The sequence below is a fragment of the Burkholderia sp. NFPP32 genome (assembly GCF_900119325.1).
In the GTDB taxonomy this organism is placed as follows: domain Bacteria; phylum Pseudomonadota; class Gammaproteobacteria; order Burkholderiales; family Burkholderiaceae; genus Burkholderia; species Burkholderia pyrrocinia_C.
Map to the genome: position 1 here is coordinate 31,789 of NZ_FPJP01000021.1, position 17,137 is coordinate 48,925.

The following is a 17,137-nucleotide window of genomic DNA, read 5'->3' on the forward strand; positions in this document are numbered from 1 at the left end:
GCCCGAACCGTCACGCGCGTTCGAGCACGGCCATCTCCCGCACGATCACGAGCAGTACCGCGAGGCTGGCGCCGCCCGACGCGCGCAGGTCCGCGAGCAGGTGCTCGTAGCGCGCGAGCGCGGCGTCACGGCGCTCGCGCCACGCGCCGACGATCGTCTCCGGTGTGGTCGAATCCGGCGATTCCGCGAGCGCGCTCGTTGCGAGCGTGCGCTTCAGCCGCGCGACTTCCGCGAGCGCGGCCGCGCGTGCGAGCATGTCCCAGTGCGTGGGCGTCGGCAGCGTCGCCGCGCGTTCGCCGATCCATCCGTAATTGAGCAGCGTGCCGAGCGAGAAATAGACGCCCGCGACGAGTTCGAGGCTGCGGTTGCAGGTCGCGGCCACTTCGGCGATGTCGAGCAGCGCGGCCGAGATGTCGCCGCTCGCGACGCGCACGGCGAGCGCGCTGTCGACGCCGGCTTCAACGAGCACGCGCTGCCGCTCGGACAGCGCATCGAGCGCGTCGGCCGGCAGCAGCGACGGCAGTTGCGGCGCGAGCCGCTGCGCCGCGTCGCGGCAGCGCGTGATTAGCTCGGCAACGCCGCCGTCGGCCACCGCGCCGGACTGCAAATGACGCAGGAACCACAGCGCCGCGCGCTCCAGCAGCCGCGCGACGTCGACGAACATGCGCGCCTGCACGTCGTCGGCGACGCGGTTGTCGAGCGCGTCGATGTCGCTCCATACCGCATCGAGGTCGAACACGTCGCGCGCCATGATGCACGCGCGCACGATATCGCCGGGCTTCGCATCGGTTTCCTCCATCAGCCGATGCACGAACGCGCAGCCGACGCGATTGACGAGCGCATTGGTCAGGTGTGTCGCGAGAATCTCGCGGCGCAGCGGATGGCGGCGCATCGGCTCGCTGAAGCGCTGCTGCAGCGGCTTGGGGAAGTAGTCGACGAGCATCGCGGCGACCAGCGGATCCTCGGGCACGTCGGATTCGAGCAGCGCGTCGTAGAGCCACATCTTGCTGTACGCGAGCAGTACCGCGCGCTCCGGCGACGTGAGGCCGAGCTTCGCGGCTTGCCGTTCGGCGACTTCGTCGTCGGTCGGCAGGAATTCGATCACGCGGTTCAGGCGGCCCGCGCGTTCGAGCCAGCGCATCAGGCGCGCCTCGGCGTCGAGCTGCTCGACGCCGTAGCGGCCCGCGATCGACAGCGCCTGCGTCTGGTAGTAGTTGTCGCGCAGCACGAGCAGCCCGACTTCGTCGGTCATCTCCGCGAGCAGCGCGTTGCGCTGCTTCCCGGTCATCTCGCCGTCGGAGACGACGAGCCCGAGCAGGATCTTGATGTTGACTTCGTGATCCGAACAATCGACGCCGGCCGAGTTGTCGATCGCATCGGTGTTGATGCGGCCGCCGCGCTGCGCGAACTCGATGCGGCCGAACTGCGTGCAGCCGAGGTTGCCGCCTTCGCCGACCACCTTGCAGCGCAGGTCCGCGCCGTTCACGCGCACCGCGTCGTTCGCGCGGTCGCCGACCTGCAGATGGGTTTCGCGCGCGGCCTTCACGTAGGTGCCGATGCCGCCGTTGTACAGCAGGTCGACCGGCGCCTGCAGGATCGCGCGGATCAGCTCGGTCGGCGGCAGCGCGTGCGCGTCGATGCCGAGCGCGGCCTGTACGGCCGGCGACAGCGGGATCGTCTTCGCGGTGCGCGGATAGACGCCGCCGCCCGCCGAAATCGCGGCCGGGTCGTAGTCGGCCCAGCTCGACCGTTCGAGCGCGAACATCCGCTGGCGCTCCGCGAAGCTGACCGCCGGATCGGGGTTCGGGTCGAGGAACACGTGCCGGTGATCGAACGCGGCGACGAGCCGGATATGCGGCGACAGCAGCATTCCGTTACCGAACACGTCGCCCGACATGTCGCCGACGCCGACTACCGTGAAGTCGGTCGTCTGCGTATCGATGCCCATCTCGCGGAAGTGCCGCTTCACCGATTCCCACGCGCCGCGCGCGGTGATCGCCATCTTCTTGTGGTCGTAGCCGACCGAGCCGCCGGACGCGAACGCGTCGTCGAGCCAGAAGCCGTATTCGTGCGAGATCGCGTTCGCGTAGTCGGAGAAGGTGGCCGTGCCCTTGTCGGCGGCGACGACCAGATACGGATCGTCCGGGTCGTGGCGCACGACGTCGGGCGGCGGCACGATCGCGTTGCCGACCAGGTTGTCGGTCAGGTCGAGCAGGCCGCGCAGGAACGTCTGGTAGCACGCGATGCCTTCGCGCATCCACGCTTCGCGATCGCCCGGCGGCGGCGGGTTCTTGACGACGAAGCCACCTTTCGAGCCGACCGGCACGATCACGACGTTCTTCACCATCTGCGCCTTCATCAGCCCGAGCACCTCGGTGCGGAAATCCTCGCGGCGATCCGACCAGCGCAGCCCGCCCCGCGCGACGCGCCCGCCGCGCAGATGCACGCCTTCGACGCGCGGCGAATACACCCAGATCTCGAACATCGGCTTCGGTTCGGGCAGGCCCGGCACTTTCGCCGGATTGAACTTGAACGACAGGTAGGGTTTCGATTCGCCGTTCGCGTCGAGCAGGAAGTAGTTGGTGCGCTCGGTCGCGTTGATCACGCCGAGGAACTGGCGCAGGATGCGGTCCTCGTCGAGGTTAGGCACCTGGTCGAGCGCAGCTTCGATCGCCTTCAGCAGCCGTTCGGCCTGCACGTCGCGCGTGTCGCCGGTGCGCGGGTCGAAGCGCAGCAGGAACAGCTCGACGAACTGGCGCGCGATCGCCGGATTGCCGGTCAGCGCGCGTTCGATATACGCGTCGCTGAACGTCGAGCCGACCTGCCGCAGGTATTTCGCATACGCGCGCAGGATCGTCACTTCGCGCGCGCTCAGGTGCGCGCGCAGCACGAGGCGGTTGAAATCGTCGTTCTCGATCCGGCCGCTCCAGATTCGGTCGAACGCATCCTCGAACAGGCCTTTCACGCGCTCGATGTCGAACTCGGTATCGTCGGCGAGTTCGAGCCCGAAGTCGTGCACCCATGCGTGCGCGGCGTCCTGCGTCTGGATCCGGTACGGCCGCTCCTCGTCGACGCGCACGCCGAGATGCTCGAGCATCGGCAGGCTGCGCGACAGCGCGATCGGGTCGCCCGTGCGATAGACCTTGAAGCGGAACGCGCGCGCCCCGGCCTCGATCGGCCGGTACAGGTTCATCGCGAGTTGGCCCGAATCCTTCACGCGCTCGATCAGCTCGATGTCGCGCACTGCCGTGCGCGCCGGATAGTCGTCGCGATAGCCGGCCGGGAACGAGTCTGCATAGCGTTGCAGCAGGCGGTTGCCTTGCTCTTCGCCGAACGCGTCGAGCAGTGCGTCGGCGAGATCGTCCTGCCAGCGGCGCGCCACCTGTACGAGCCGCGTCTCGAGCTCGCGCGTGTCGACGTCGGGCATCGTGCCCGGCTCCGCATGCACGACGAAATGAATGCGCGCGATCGCCGATTCCGACAGCAGCGGCGTGAATTCGACGTTCACGCCGTTGTACGCGTCGACGAGCAGCTTCGCGATGCGCCGGCGCAGGTCGGTGTTGTACTTGTCGCGCGGCACGAACACTAGGCACGACACGAAGCGGTCGAACCGGTCGCGGCGCACGAACAGGCGCGTGCGCTGGTGTTCCTGCAGCCGCAGGATGCCGAGCGCGATGTCGTAGAGCTGGTCCTCGTCGGCCTGGAAAAGCTCGTCGCGCGGATAGGTTTCGAGCACCGTCACGAGCGTCTTGCCGAGATGCCCCTTCGGCAGGAAGCCCGCGCGCCGCACGATATTCGCGCACTTGAGGCGCACGATCGGAATTTCGGCATACGAACCGAAATACGCTGTCGACGTGTAGAGCCCGATGAAGCGACGCTCGCCGGTGATTTTGCCGTCGGCGCCGACGAGCTTCACGCCCACGTAGTCGAGATAGCCGGGCCGGTGCACGGTTGCGCGCGAATTCGCCTTGGTCAGGAAGATCGGCCAGGAGCCGGTGATGATGTCGGCGGCCGCCTTCGGCAGCGGCGTCACGTCCGACGCGCCCGACGCGCGCAGCGATTCGCGCAGGATACCGAGGCCCGTGCCCTCGATGCCGCGCAGGCCGAAGCCGGTGCCGTCCGACACCAGCGCGTAGTCGCGCTGGCCGAGGAACGTGAAGTGATCGGCGGCCATCCATTCGAGGAACGCGCGCGCCTCGATGTCTTCCGCGGTCGATTCGCGCGCCTTCATGTCCTTGATCGTCGCGCGCACGATGTCGACGATCTTCGGCCAGTCCTCGACCGATGCGCGCACGTCGCCGAGCACGCGCGCGATGTCCTCGCGCAGCGTGTCGAGCAGCGCGGCGTCGCCGCAGCGATCGACTTCGAAATGGATGAACGACGCGAGTTGAGACTGGCCGTCGCCGGACGTCGCGCCGCCTGCGTCGACGCGCTCGATGCCGCCGTTGGCGCCGCGCCAGATGCGGAACACGGGGTGCAGCGCCGAATGCTGCGCGAGCCCGAGGCGGTTGACGGCCATCGTCACCGAGTCGACAAGGAACGGCATGTCGTCGTTGACGATCTCGATCACCGTGTGGTCGGAATGCCAGCCGTGCTGTTCGAGGATCGGGTTGTATACGCGCAGCCGTTCGCTGCCCGGCACGTATTTCTGGGCGGTCTGCCAGTGCGCCATCGCGGCGCCGTACAGGTCGGCGATGCTGCGGTTCTGGAGATCGTCGGCGTCGACGAAATCGTAGTAATGACGCAGGAAAGGTTCGACGATCCGGAACGTGGCTTCGGGCAGGCGCTCGCGCGCGAATTCGACGACGTCGGAGAGCAGGTGTGCGACGACTTCCTCGTTCTTCGCTTCCATGGCGGTCTCCCGGGTGGCCATTGGCTGCTGCGTCTGTCCGGCATTATGCGCCGATTGCGTGACAAAGCGGTGTGCGGGCGCACAACGGCGGAGCCGGGAGACGGCGCGAACGCGCGCTAGTCGAGCCGCTCGGGCTTCAGATCGGGGTGCCGTGCATAGAGTGGATTCATGAAGTCGACCAGCATCGTGGTGAGCAAGGATGAGACGAATTCGCGATAGGTCGCGAACTCGTGTTCGGGGCAGGTTTCCTTGACTTGCTGAAGCGATCGATCCAGTTCCGCACCCATGGACAGGATCATCTCGTTCAACGCCGAGGCGATTCGTGTGTTCTCGATCATGCGATCTCCTTCGAGCGCTGCGACGTCGCGGCGCGGCCGTTCAGGCTTCGGCTTGGTTCGAGCTCATTTTGCCCGGCGGGTTCCGTAGGGACTGCGATACGCCTGTCAGCCCTCGTCGCTCCACAGCTTCCCGGCCGTCGCCCAGTTCTCCTTCTTCACGTCGGTCAGGATGATGTCGACCGAGCCCGGCGCGCAGCCGAGCGTCTCGCACGTGACGCGCGTGATCGCTTCGACGAATTCGCGCTTCTGGTCGACGGTGCGGCCTTCGAACAGCTGGATATTGAAAGTCGGCATGACAGGTGCTCCGGTTGGGTTTGAACGATTCGGCCGCGGTTGCGGCGTCAGTCGCGATACGACGGATCGATCCGGTCGAGCCGGCGCAGCAGCGCCGGCCATTCCAGTTCGCCTTCGATCGCGCCGCCGCCGCGCAGTTGTTCGGCGGTGCGGTCGGCGACGGCCGGGGCGGGCAGCACGAGCGGCCCGCCGCCCGCCTGCGCGCGCACCTGGATGTCGCACGCCTTGATCAGCGTATCCATCAGCACATAGGCTTCGGCAACGGTGCGGCCGACCGTCAGCGTGCCGTGATTGCGCAGCAGCATCGCGGATTTCGCGCCGAGGCTCGCGGTCAGCCGCGCGCCTTCGGCCGGCGAGAACGCGAGCGCCTCGTAGTCGTGGTACGCGAGGTCGCCATGAAAGCGCAGCGCGTGCTGCGATGCGGGCAACAGCCCGTCGCGCTGGATCGACACGGCAATGCCGGCCGTATTGTGCAGATGCATCACGCACACGGCGTCGGCGCGCGCTGCATGCACGGCCGCATGCAGCGCGAAGCCCGTCACGTTGACCGCGTGTTCGCTGTCGCCGATCCGGTTGCCGGCCAGGTCGATCTTCACGAGATTCGATGCGCGGACCTCGTCGAACGCGAGGCCGAACGGGTTGATCAGGTGATGGCTGGGCTCGCCGGGCACGGTCGCGGAAAGATGCGTGTAGATCAGGTCGTCCCAGCCGTTCAGCGCGACGAGCCGATACGCGGCGGCGAGATCGACGCGCAGCCGGCGTTCTGCGTCCGAGATCGGGCCGCCGGGTTTCACGGCATCAGGACGGTGTGCGAATGACGACATCGGGTTCTCCGAGGGTGAAGCGGCGCGCGACAGCCACCGTGACCCACGACGCGAGCACGAATGGGGCCGTGAACGTGGGGATGCCCGCGCATGTCGCGAGCCACTGGATCAGTGCGGCGAGCGCGGCGGCCGCGAATGCGGCGCGCGGGCCGCGCGGCGCCAACGCGAGCGCGGCGAGCGCGCCGTTGAAGCCGAGCAGGCCGTCGGCGAACGACGTGCCGTTCGCGCCGAGCGCGAGCAGCAGCACGGTTGACACGATGGCGCCGCCCAGCGCGAACGCGGCCGCGCGACGCGACGCGGCGGCGATGCCGGCGACGATCAGCGCGCCGGCCCACGCGCCTTGTGCGAAGGTGATCTGCGCGACGCCCGAGAGCAGCGCGTCGGCGATGGAAGAAGGTGTCAGTGTCGCGTCAGCCGTTGCGCCGCTCGCATGCGGCAGCGCAACAAACGGCAGCCACAGCGCGGTAACAGCGAGGCACGGGCTCGAATATGGACACTGGCGCCAGCGGGCGAGCGGCGCGCGCATCGCGCGTTGCACGAGCGCCGCGCCGATGGCGACCAGCGGCACCAGCGCGAGCGCGGCGAGCGGATGGCGCGCGAGCAGCACGGCGATCAGCGCGGCGAGCGCGCCATTGAAGCCGTGCAGCCCCAGTTCGACAGCGCGGCGCTCGGCGCCGGACAGCACGGCGGTCATGCTCGCGGCGGCCGAGCCGACCAGCGCCGCGCACGCGAGCCGCACGTCGGTCAACGCCAGCGCGGCGAGCAGCAGCGCGCCGGTGAACGCATTCGCCTGCAGCACGATCTGCCCGATGCCGCGCAGCAGGATGCGCAGGTCGATCGACGGCGAGGCGGAGCGGGCGGTAGGCATGATGGCGGCGGGACAGGACGAGCCGCGAGCATAGGACACAATGTCATGCACCGGAATAGGGAATCCTGGATAGTCAGGATTTGTGGGCGGCGCCCCGAATTGGGGCGGAAAGCGTTGTCCAGGATGCGTTTGTCAGGCGCATTAGCGTTTTTTTGGAGCTTCTCTATTTTGGTAGCAAATTTTGGTCGTCGTTAGATTTTCCGTCTCCATGCTAACGCGTTAGCGTTTTCGGGTAGGATCCGGAAATTGGTAGTATTTTCGCGGCCTCGGTAGGAGATTTTTCCATGCAAGTCGGCTTCAAGGCTCTGGCTGCTCGCTACGGTATTACGCCCGCACAACCTCTGCGTGTCGATTCGGTCATCGGCACCGGACGTGCGAGCCGGGAAACTGATGAGCAGGTAGAAAACCGGTATCCGCCCAGCTATCGACCCACCGACGACTTCGCCGGCCATTTTGAATTCGGACTCAAGTACGAAGAGCTTCACTTGGAGTTTTTCGCACGCCTGTTTGCAGCCGTGGGACCGGAGCCGATCGAAATGTGGTGCCGAAATGCTCCCTTTGGCCAATACGCCCGACGCGCGGGTTTCCTGTACGAGTGGCTGACAGGCAGGCGCCTGAATGTGCCTGACGTGACCAACGGCGGCTATGTCAACGCCGTTTCTCCGACTGAATACCTTACTCGCACAGAGTCGCTTCGCGTTCGCCGTTGGCGCGTGCACGACAACTTGCCGGGAACGCCCGCGTTCTGCCCGCTGGTTCGGCGAACCGCGGCGGTGCAGGCAGCGCTGCAGTTCGACTTGGGCACCGCATTGAGAGAGTTGGATCGCGTTTTCGGGGCCGACATCCTGATGCGGACAGCCAGCTGGTTGACGTTCAAGGAGTCGCGAGCGAGCTTTCTCATCGAGAAAGAGGCTGATCAGACCGACCGCATCCAGCGGTTTGCACACGTCATCGCGCAATACTGCGGCCGTATCGACGCTCCACTAAGCGACCGTAGCCTGCATACTCTGCAAGCCGGCATTCTGGGCCACGATGCGTTCGGTTTGGGGTTGCGGCGTTCGCCGGTCTTTGTCGGGCAGGCGACGATGCGCGAGAATATCGTGCATTACATTGCTCCTGCGTTCGAGGACGTGGCGGCGATGCTGGAGGGCCTCGGTGAATTCGAGGCCGCGACTCGAGGCGCAGAGCCGCTGGCACGTGCCGCTGCGTTGGCATTCGGCTTCGTATATATCCACCCTATGCGAGACGGCAACGGCCGGATTCATCGCTTTCTGATCAACGATTCTCTGGTGCGGGACAAGGCGGTGCCGGATGGCGTGATATTGCCGATCTCGGCAACCATCACGAGTTCGACGGAGTTCCGTGCCGGTTACGATCGCACGCTCGAGGTGTTTTCTCGCTGCTTCATGCGCCGCTATGCAACGTCCTATCGGTTCGGAGAACTGGTGACCTATGAGGACGGGACGCTGAGCAACTTCGTATTCGACAACTACGAAGATGCGCGCTTCGCTTGGCGTTATCCGGATCTGACGGCTCACGTTCTGTATACCGCGCGAGTTGTCGAGCACACGATTCGCACGGAGATGGCCGATGAAGCCAGGACGCTGCTGATCTTTCAGCTTGCCCAGGAGCGGCTCAAGGAGGTCGTGGAGATGCCGGGCCCGGATGCTGACCGTATCATTCGCTCCATCAAGGAAAATGGCTGGCAAATCTCCGGCAAGCTGAAGCAGCAGTATCCGCAGCTGGAGAATGAGCGCAGGGCGTCGCGAGTCGTGGAAGCTATCCGGTCCTCGTTTGAAGGCAGGGACATGAACTTCGACAACGAATGACGCTCGTTGGATTTGTCGACAGTGAAATTCCGGATGGTCGGGATGTATGCGACGATCCTTCGCATTGAGTAAACCCGGAGGCGGAAGGATGCGAGAAGTGCGTTGGGCGTCGCTCGAGGGCGACGGGGCCGAACATCTGACGTTCGACCGGAGCGGCGGCGGGATCGTCGTCGAAAGCGCGGTGGTCGGCCAGCGGTACGGCCGCGCATACGGGCTCGCGTATCGCGTCGAGTGCGATTCGCACTGGCGCGTGACGTATGCGGTGCTCAAGGTGATGGGCGGCGGCACGCTCGAACTGCGCGGCGACGGCGCAGGCCACTGGCACGACGGAGCGGGCCGCGCGCTGCCGGAGCTCGACGGCTGCGTCGACATCGACATCGCGGCGACGCCGTTCACGAATTCGCTGCCGATCGGCCGCCTCGGGCTCGCGCGCGGCGAGCGGCGGCCGATCGACGTCGCGTATATCTCGACGCCGGACCTGAAGGTCACGCCGGTCAAGCAGGCCTACGCGTGCATCGAGCCGGGCCGGCGCTACCGCTACGAAGGCATCTTCCGGAATTTCACGGCCGAGATGGACATCGACGACGACGGGCTCGTCGTCGACTACGAGACGCTGTTCAGGCGCCTGCCGACGCCGGCGGTGCGCTGAACCGCGGCCGTCGTGACCGCCGGCCGCTCGTGCGCGGACGCGAAGCGGTCGATCCGCGACGCGATCATGTCCGGGTGGCGCAGCACGATCCAGTGCGTGCCGTCGATTTCCTCGCGCACGTGGTCGCCGAGCCAGCGGTCGAGGTCGACCGACATCTCGGGCGTCACGTAGCGGTCGCGCACGGGCACCAGGATCTGCACGGGCGCCTGCGCATACCGTTCGCGCGGCTTGCGTGCTCGTGCGAGGAAATTCGCGCGGTAAAGCTGCAGGCCGTTCAGCGCATTCTTCAGTTGCACGGGGTCGCGCTCGGCGCGCACGCGTTCGGTGAGCTGCAACCAGCGAGGCCACAGCGCCGAGCCGCCGAGCCGCCACACCAGCGACGGCACGAGCGGCAGGTGGAAGAACGCGATGTACCACGACTTCAGGCTCTGCTCGAGCCGCAGCTTCGCGCGGAACACGTGATCGAGGCACGGGCCCGAGATCGACGTGTACGACGCGATCCGGCCGCGGAACGCGGGGTCGGTCACGGCCTCCCAGCATTGGATCGAGCCCCAGTCGTGGCCGACGAGGTGGAACGGCCGGCCGCCGCAGGTCGCGTCGGCCACCGCCTTCAGGTCGTCGGCGAGCCGCGCGAGCGTGTAGTCGGCACGGCGGCGCGGTGCATCGGACGCGCCGGCGCCGCGCACGTCGTACGCGATCACGCGGTAGCGCTTCGCGAGCCGTGCGCGGATCGGCGCCCATACGGCCGCCGAATCGGGGTAGCCGTGCACGAGGATCAGCGGCGGCGCGCGGCGCGATCCGCTTACATAGACGGCGAGTTTCACATCGCCGGACTGGACGGTCAGCATCTCGTGCGCGCGCGCCATCGCGTCATGCCTGCGGAACCGGGTGCAGCGGCACGCGGCGCGGGGCGGCCTGCGTTGCGTAGCGCGCGTTGGTCGCGTCGATGTTCGCGAGCAGCGTGTCGAGCCCCTGCAGGTACTGGTGGTTGTCGTGGTCCCACGGGTGGAAGCCCGGGCGGAAGTAATCGAGCCATTCGCGCGCGATGTTCGGGAACACGCCGTGCTTCGGGCCGTACAGGTACTTCACGAGGCGCCACATGCCGCCGAACTTGCCGTGTTCGCGACGGTGCGCGCGCATCAGGCGCACGTGGAAGTCGAACACGATCGCCCAGAAGAACACGGTCGTCGTCAGCATCGTGCCCGTGCGCAGCAGGTAGCTGCCGAGGCCCGGCTTCATCACGGTGTTCCATACGTCGTACGACACCGCCTTGTGCTCGGTTTCCTCCATCGCATGCCACATCCACATCTGCTGGTAGCCTTCGACCGAGCCGTCGATCCGGTGCTCGTGGCCCGACAGCAGCTGGTTCGCGAGGATCGCCGTGTAGTGCTCGAGCGCGATCGTGATCGCGAGCTGCATCGAGTGCGGCAGCACCTTCTTGAACCAGCCGAGGATCGTCCACAGGCGCTTGTCGAGCTTGTGCGCGGGCAGACCCGACGCCTGCAGCAGGTCGTTGTATTCGATGTGCTCGCGCGTGTGCATCGCTTCCTGGCCGATGAAGCCGAGCACCTGCTTCTTCAGCTCGGGATTCTCGATCCGGTCGCGGTAGTTGCGCACCGAATCCATGAAGAAGCGTTCGCCGGCCGGAAACAGTAGCGACAGCGCATTCATGAAGTGCGTGACCGGCACGCCCTGCACGTGCCAGTCGCGCGCGCGTTCGGGCGGCAGCGCGAAACGGATGTCGCGCCGCACGGGCATCATGTTCGGGGTCGTCATGATTGTTCTCCTCCCTGATTACCTGCGTTGTTGTAGGTGGCGTGCAGCGGTGCGGGCGCCGGCGTGCCACGTGCGGCGTCGCGGCGGGCTCTCGAGGCCTCGCGGCGCGTTGCCAGCACGACGAGTGCCTGGTACGCGGACGGCAGGATGCGCGCCATCCAGTCGCCGGCCTTCGCATCGCGGCCGATCAGCACGCGGCGCTTGTTCCGGCGCACGCCGGCGAGGATCGTGCGCGCGGCGTCGTCGGCGGTCGTGATGAAGAACTTCTCGAACGTGTCCCTGCCTTGCTGCTCGCTCGCGACCATGAAGCCGACCATGTTCTTCGACACGCGGCTGGCCTGCGCGATGTTCGTGCGGATGCCGCCCGGGTGCACGCAGGTTGCCGACACGCCGCACTTCATCATGTCGAGCTCCTGGCGCAGCGATTCGGTGAAGCCGCGCACCGCGAACTTGGTCGCGTTGTAGCCGCTCATGCCCGGTTGCGCGAAGATCCCGAAGAGACTCGACGTGTTGATCACGTGGCCGTCGCCGGATGCCTTCAGGTGCGGCAGGAACGCCTTCGTGCCGTGCACGACACCCCAGAAATTGATGTTCACGATCCACTCGAGATCGCTGTAGTCCATCCCTTCGATCGTGCTCGACAGCGCGACCCCCGCGTTGTTGAAGATCAGGTTGACCTTGCCGTGTTCCTTCGCGGTGTCATCGGCCCACGCGAACATCGCGTCGCGCTCGCCGACGTCGAGCACGCGCGTCGACACGCGCACGTTCGGCGCGATCGCGCGGACGATCCGTTCGGTTTCCGCGAGGCCGACGCCGTTCTTGTCGGCGAGCGACACATGGCAGCCGGCCTGCGCGAGCTGGATCGCGAGCGAGCGGCCCATGCCCGAGCCGGCACCCGTGATCGCGGCGACCTTGTTGGCGAAATCTCTCATGTCGTTGGCTCCTTGTCTGGCTCAGGCCGCTTCGGCGGAAGTGGAGGCGGAAGCGGCGGGCGCGGCGATTGGCCGCGCGATCGTGTCGTGCGGTGCGCGATACGCGTGGTAATCGGCGATCGAGAAGCGCGCGGTTGCCTGGCGGAAGCGCCACGTGAAGCCCGGCCACAGCGTCGTGTTCTTGCCCGTGCGCGGATCGAGATACCAGCTCTTGCAGCCGCCCGTCGACCAGATCGCCTTCTTCAGCTTGCCTTGAAGGTCGCTGTTGAACTGCGCCTCGACGAGCGGGCGCACCTCGATCGCATCCGCGCGCTCGCGGCGCATCGCCTGCAGCGCGCCGAGGATGTATTCGATCTGCGACTCGATCATGAACACCATCGAGTTGTGGCCGAGGCCCGTGTTCGGGCCGACGATCATGAAGAAGTTCGGGTAGCCGGGCAGCGTCGAGCCGAGATACGCATGCGCACCGTCGCGCCATGCGTCGACGATGTCGAGGCCGCCGCGGCCGACGATCGCGCCGCGCGGATACGGATCGGCGACCTGGAAGCCGGTGCCGTAGATCAGGCAGTCGACTTCGTGTCGCTTGCCGTCGGTCGTCACGACGGCGTCGGCTTCGATATGGTCGATACCGGTCGTGATCACGTCGACGTTCTTGCGCGACAGCGCCGGGTAGTAGTCGTTCGAGATCAGCACGCGCTTGCAGCCGAGCGTATAGTTCGGCGTGACGGTCTTGCGCAGCTCCGGATCGGGAATCTGCTTGCGGATATGGCGCAGCGCGAGCTTCTGCACGTTCTTCATCAGCGACGGATGGATCGCGAAGCCGAGCACGCGCGATTCGAGCATCCAGTAGATGCCGCTGCGCACCACCTTCTGCGTGAACGGCAACGTGCGGAACAGCCATTTCTCGAACCCGGTCAGGTTGCGGTCGGGCTTCGGCATGATCCACGGCGGCGTGCGCTGGAACAGCGCGAGCGCCTTCACGCGCGGCGCGATCTGCGGCACGAACTGGATCGCGCTCGCGCCGGTGCCGATCACCGCGACGCGCTTGCCTTCGAGCGCGTAGTCGTGATCCCACTGCTGCGAATGGAACGCGCGGCCCCGGAAGTTCTCGACGCCCGGAATCGCCGGCAGCGCGGCGCGCGACAGGCCGCCCATCCCCGACACCAGCACGCGCGCGGACAGCCGCTTGCCGTTCGCGAACGTGAGGCGCCAGCGTTGCGCGGCTTCGTTGTACTCGGCGCGCTGCAGCTCGTGGTTCAGGCGCAGGTGCGGGCCGATCCCGAAGCGCTGCACGCAGTCTTCCAGATACGCGCGGATTTCCGGCTGCGGCGCGAACATGCGCGTCCAGCGCGGGTTCGGCGCGAACGAGAACGAATAGACGTGCGATTGCACGTCGCATGCACACCCGGGGTAATGATTGTCGCGCCACGTGCCGCCGACCGACGCGGCCTTCTCGAGGACGACGAAGTCGGTCACGCCTGTCTGGCGCAGGCGGATCGCCATCCCGAGACCGGCGAAGCCGGTGCCGATGATGGCGATGTCGATGGTTTCGTCCAGGCCGTCATGGCCGGGCGGACCGAAAGGCAACGTGCGAGCATTCATCCGGGTGTCTCCGATTTGGCTCATTTTTTAATGTTACATTGGTTGATGTAACGATAGTGGGTGAGCCCGGAAACCGCAAGAGGCTAGAAGCGGCGCTCTAAGGGCCGGAAAACCAGGCGGGAAAAGGCTGAGCGGGGTTTGGAACGGCCCGTTTCCCGCATTGCGGAATTCGCGGAAAGGCCCGTCGATGGGGCAAGAGCAGCGGTGGACGAGACCGCCGGCACGCGGCGGTCTGTTTGAAACGGAATCAGGGGCGGATCGATCGGGCGGCCGTCTCATGGAAAACCCCGGCCACGATCGTGACCTGCGCGAGCGCGTAGAGGCCCCAGATCAGGTAGTCGATGCCCGGAAAACCGCCGAGGAAGCGGCCGCTGCCGATCAGCGTATCGGAGCCGACGAAGATCAGGCTGCCGACGGCCACCAGTGGGCCGTGCGTGCGGGCGGCGAGCGCGAAGCTCGCCATCGCACACAGCACGAGCATGTAGACGGCGACCGGCGCCAGCAGCTCGCCGAGGTGCGGGAAGAAGGCGAGGTAGAACGCGGGCGCGGCGATCCACAGCCCGACCAGCGCGGCGATGCGCCAGCCGTGCGGCCGCGCGCGCCAGCGCAGGAAGATCGCGCAATAGCACAGGTGCGTGAGCAGGAACGCGCCGAGGCCGAGGACGAACGACAGCGGCCAGTCGGGCAGCGCGAGCAGCACGTCGCCGAGCACGGCCGTCGCGAGCGCCGCGCACAGCCACGCGCGTTCGCGCGGCGCGCCGCAGGTGCTGCCCGCCGCGAGCAGCAGGATGCCCATCGCGGCTTTCGCGGCGGCCTGGCCCGGATAGGGCGCGGCGGCGAGCGACAGTCCGTACAGCAGCGCGGCGGCGACGGCGAGCGGCCAGAGCCGGCGATAGGTGGCGGGAAGCGTGGCGATCAAGGCGGGTGTCTCCGGTTTGTTGTTGTCTGCGGTGGACGGCGCGTCGTCGTCGGCGCGGCTGCGGCCATTATCCGGAAGAAAGGGCGTGCGAAAACCGGCGAATCCTTCTAGGACGCGGTCGGGATGACACGTGCAGGTGTGTGCCCGCCGCCGCCGCGATCCGGTGCTGCCGGGTGACGATGCGCGGGCGTTGCCGCCGGATTTTTTCAACGCGTTGCCCCTGCTGAACCGGGGCAACGGCTCCAATTCGGCTTGCTATGATCGCCGCGACATTGCCGTTGTCGTTGTCCCGCCCGGCCGCGCGACTGGACGCGCAAGCCGGTGCGTGCCCGATGAATCCACGCCGTGCCCGGCCCGCGCGCCCATGCAACGCGAGGCCGAGCCGGCCCCCATGAAAACAGGTCCGACCATGACCGAACTTCTCCATGGCGACGGCGCGATCCGTCGCACGACGCCGTACGGCTCCTCGATCGAAAACACCTATGCGGGCGTGCTGTCGTTCATGCGCCGCAACTATTCGCGCACGCTCGACGGCGTCGACGTTGCGATTTCCGGCGTGCCGCTCGACCTCGCGACCACCTATCGCTCGGGCGCGCGGCTCGGGCCGGCCGCGATCCGTGCGGCGAGCGTGCAGCTCGCGGAGCTCAATCCGTATCCGTGGGGCTTCGATCCGTTCGAGGATCTCGCGGCCGTCGACTACGGCGACTGCTGGTTCGATGCGCACAACCCGCTGTCGATCAAGCCCGCGATCGTCGAGCATGCGCGCACGATCCTGCGCTCGGGCGCGAAGATGCTGACGCTCGGCGGCGACCACTACATCACGTATCCGCTGCTGGTCGCGCACGCGGAGCGCTACGGCAAGCCGCTGTCGCTGATCCATTTCGACGCGCACTGCGATACGTGGGCCGACGACGATCCGGACAGCCTCAATCACGGCACGATGTTCTACAAGGCTGTGAAGGAAGGGCTGATCGATCCCGCGACGTCGGTGCAGGTCGGCATCCGCACGTGGAACGACGATTTTCTCGGGATCGAGCGGCTCGATGCCGCGTGGGTGCACGACCACGGTTCGCGCGCGGCGGTCGAGCGGATCGTCGACATCGTCGGCGCGCGGCCCGCGTACCTGACGTTCGACATCGACTGCCTCGATCCGGCGTTCGCGCCCGGCACGGGCACGCCGGTCGCGGGCGGGTTGTCGTCCGCGCAGGCGCTGGCGATCGTGCGTGGGCTCGGGGCGGTGAATCTGGTCGGGGCGGATGTTGTCGAGGTCGCGCCCGCTTACGATCATGCGGACATTACGGCGATCGCGGCCGCGCATGTCGCTTGCGATCTGCTGTGTCTGTGGCGGCAGAAGAAGGTGGCGGGGGCGTTGAAGTAGGGCGATGGTCGCCCTTCATCACGCGGGCTTGTTGCTCAAGTACGAGGTACCCACGACGCACGATCTGTTCGCGTGCTGGCTGGCGTGAGCCGCACGCGCATCGACGGCACCGCCGGCGGATTCTCCATGACGATCTCCTTTCAGGTGAACGGGGTCGAGTATGCGCATCTTCCGGCGGCGCTATCCGACTCGTTCCTGCGCTGCGGGGGCTCACGGCCTGAAAACAGGTTCCGAGGTCGATCAGTCGTTGCATTGCATGCGATGGCAATCCGCTTCCACGCAAGCATGGGTCACCCGAGCGAAAAATAGGTGACGTCCAGGGCGGGGGGCGCGACGGGCGTCTGCGAGAGGAGCGCATGAACTTGGCCGCGATGGTGGGCGTGATGAATGAAAATGTGGGAAAGAACGAGTTGAAGAGGTTTTCGTTGCGGCGTTCCATCCATGCTCGTGTAGTCGATGTTTTTCTCCAGGTCGTTGCGTGCGACCGTGCCGACAATGCGGACAAGCCGCTCATCCTCGGTTAGCCTTGCGGTTCGCAGGCTCTCGAAATCCTGGCAGACGACATGGTCCAGGGACGGGATGTCATGCCCCTCCCCGGAGATCCGGCCGAGCCAGATGCGGTCGGTGGCAAGCAGATGATTGAGCGTATTGTGGATCGAGCCGAAGGCGCAGGCGCGCTCGAGAAAATAGTCGTCCGACGAAAGCCTGGCGCATGCGTCGTATAGGAGGCCATTCGCCCAGACGGTCCAACGTGCCAACATCTCGAAGTTGTTCCTCATCACCGTTCCTTTGTCTTTCGATAGCCGCACGGGTAATCTATTGGCCCTGATGGCCCCTGTCGATGGCGTTTTTCTTATCAGCTATAAGGCCCGATGA

At 66.5% G+C, this 17,137-nt stretch carries 14 protein-coding genes; 3 read left to right on the forward strand and 11 right to left on the reverse strand.

What is annotated here, in order from left to right:
* Window positions 1-10: 10 nt before the first annotated feature.
* From BT264_RS29115 to BT264_RS29135, 5 genes are all read right to left on the reverse strand, one after another.
* Entirely contained in the window at window positions 11-4,852 is a 4,842-nt protein-coding gene (locus BT264_RS29115) for an NAD-glutamate dehydrogenase (RefSeq protein WP_072443324.1), read from the reverse strand.
* A 116-nt stretch (window positions 4,853-4,968) separates the two neighbouring features.
* The gene (locus tag BT264_RS29120; RefSeq protein WP_072443322.1) at window positions 4,969-5,190 is read right to left on the reverse strand and encodes a hypothetical protein; all 222 of its coding nucleotides are present in this window, start codon (window positions 5,188-5,190) and stop codon (window positions 4,969-4,971) included.
* A 105-nt stretch (window positions 5,191-5,295) separates the two neighbouring features.
* Window positions 5,296-5,484: a 4-oxalocrotonate tautomerase gene (locus BT264_RS29125; protein ID WP_072443320.1), complete on the reverse strand. Its 189-nt coding sequence runs from the start codon at window positions 5,482-5,484 to the stop codon at window positions 5,296-5,298.
* Window positions 5,485-5,531: 47 nt separating this feature from the next.
* Entirely contained in the window at window positions 5,532-6,308 is a 777-nt protein-coding gene (locus tag BT264_RS29130; RefSeq protein ID WP_072443318.1) for a class II aldolase/adducin family protein, read from the reverse strand.
* Window positions 6,283-7,176 carry an urea transporter gene (locus BT264_RS29135; RefSeq protein ID WP_072443316.1) on the reverse strand — a complete coding sequence of 298 codons (894 nt, stop codon included), beginning with the start codon at window positions 7,174-7,176 and terminating at the stop codon, window positions 6,283-6,285. The genes BT264_RS29130 and BT264_RS29135 overlap by 26 nt, the downstream gene beginning before the upstream one ends.
* A 284-nt stretch (window positions 7,177-7,460) precedes the next feature.
* On the opposite strand from BT264_RS29135, the gene BT264_RS29140 reads away from it, so the two are divergent.
* Together BT264_RS29140 and BT264_RS29145 are read left to right on the forward strand one after the other, a co-directional pair.
* Entirely contained in the window at window positions 7,461-9,005 is a 1,545-nt protein-coding gene (locus tag BT264_RS29140) for a Fic family protein (RefSeq protein ID WP_072443314.1), read from the forward strand.
* Between the two features lie 88 nt (window positions 9,006-9,093).
* The gene (locus BT264_RS29145; RefSeq protein WP_072443312.1) at window positions 9,094-9,654 is read left to right on the forward strand and encodes a putative glycolipid-binding domain-containing protein; all 561 of its coding nucleotides are present in this window, start codon (window positions 9,094-9,096) and stop codon (window positions 9,652-9,654) included.
* Here BT264_RS29145 and BT264_RS29150 read toward each other — a convergent pair.
* From BT264_RS29150 to BT264_RS29170, 5 genes are all read right to left on the reverse strand, one after another.
* Window positions 9,609-10,520: an alpha/beta fold hydrolase gene (locus tag BT264_RS29150; RefSeq protein ID WP_072443310.1), complete on the reverse strand. Its 912-nt coding sequence runs from the start codon at window positions 10,518-10,520 to the stop codon at window positions 9,609-9,611. The two genes, BT264_RS29145 and BT264_RS29150, sit on opposite strands and share 46 nt — an antisense overlap.
* A 4-nt stretch (window positions 10,521-10,524) precedes the next feature.
* A complete protein-coding gene (locus BT264_RS29155) occupies window positions 10,525-11,430 on the reverse strand; it encodes a metal-dependent hydrolase (RefSeq protein ID WP_072443309.1) in 906 nt (301 codons plus the stop codon).
* On the reverse strand, window positions 11,427-12,362 hold the full coding sequence (locus BT264_RS29160; RefSeq protein WP_072443308.1) for an SDR family NAD(P)-dependent oxidoreductase: 936 nt from the start codon (window positions 12,360-12,362) through the stop codon (window positions 11,427-11,429). The genes BT264_RS29155 and BT264_RS29160 overlap by 4 nt, the downstream gene beginning before the upstream one ends.
* A gap of 21 nt (window positions 12,363-12,383) precedes the next feature.
* Window positions 12,384-13,964: a flavin-containing monooxygenase gene (locus tag BT264_RS29165; protein WP_072443307.1), complete on the reverse strand. Its 1,581-nt coding sequence runs from the start codon at window positions 13,962-13,964 to the stop codon at window positions 12,384-12,386.
* 247 nt (window positions 13,965-14,211) lie between these two features.
* Window positions 14,212-14,883, reverse strand: coding sequence for a lysoplasmalogenase (locus BT264_RS29170; RefSeq protein ID WP_072443306.1), 672 nt, complete (start codon window positions 14,881-14,883; stop codon window positions 14,212-14,214).
* Between the two features lie 409 nt (window positions 14,884-15,292).
* Between BT264_RS29170 and speB the strand changes: the two genes are divergently transcribed.
* Entirely contained in the window at window positions 15,293-16,261 is a 969-nt protein-coding gene (gene speB, locus BT264_RS29180; protein ID WP_072443305.1) for an agmatinase, read from the forward strand.
* 290 nt (window positions 16,262-16,551) lie between these two features.
* On the opposite strand, the gene BT264_RS29185 is transcribed toward speB, so the two are convergent.
* On the reverse strand, window positions 16,552-17,040 hold the full coding sequence (locus BT264_RS29185; protein WP_072443304.1) for a DinB family protein: 489 nt from the start codon (window positions 17,038-17,040) through the stop codon (window positions 16,552-16,554).
* Window positions 17,041-17,137: the final 97 nt, after the last annotated feature.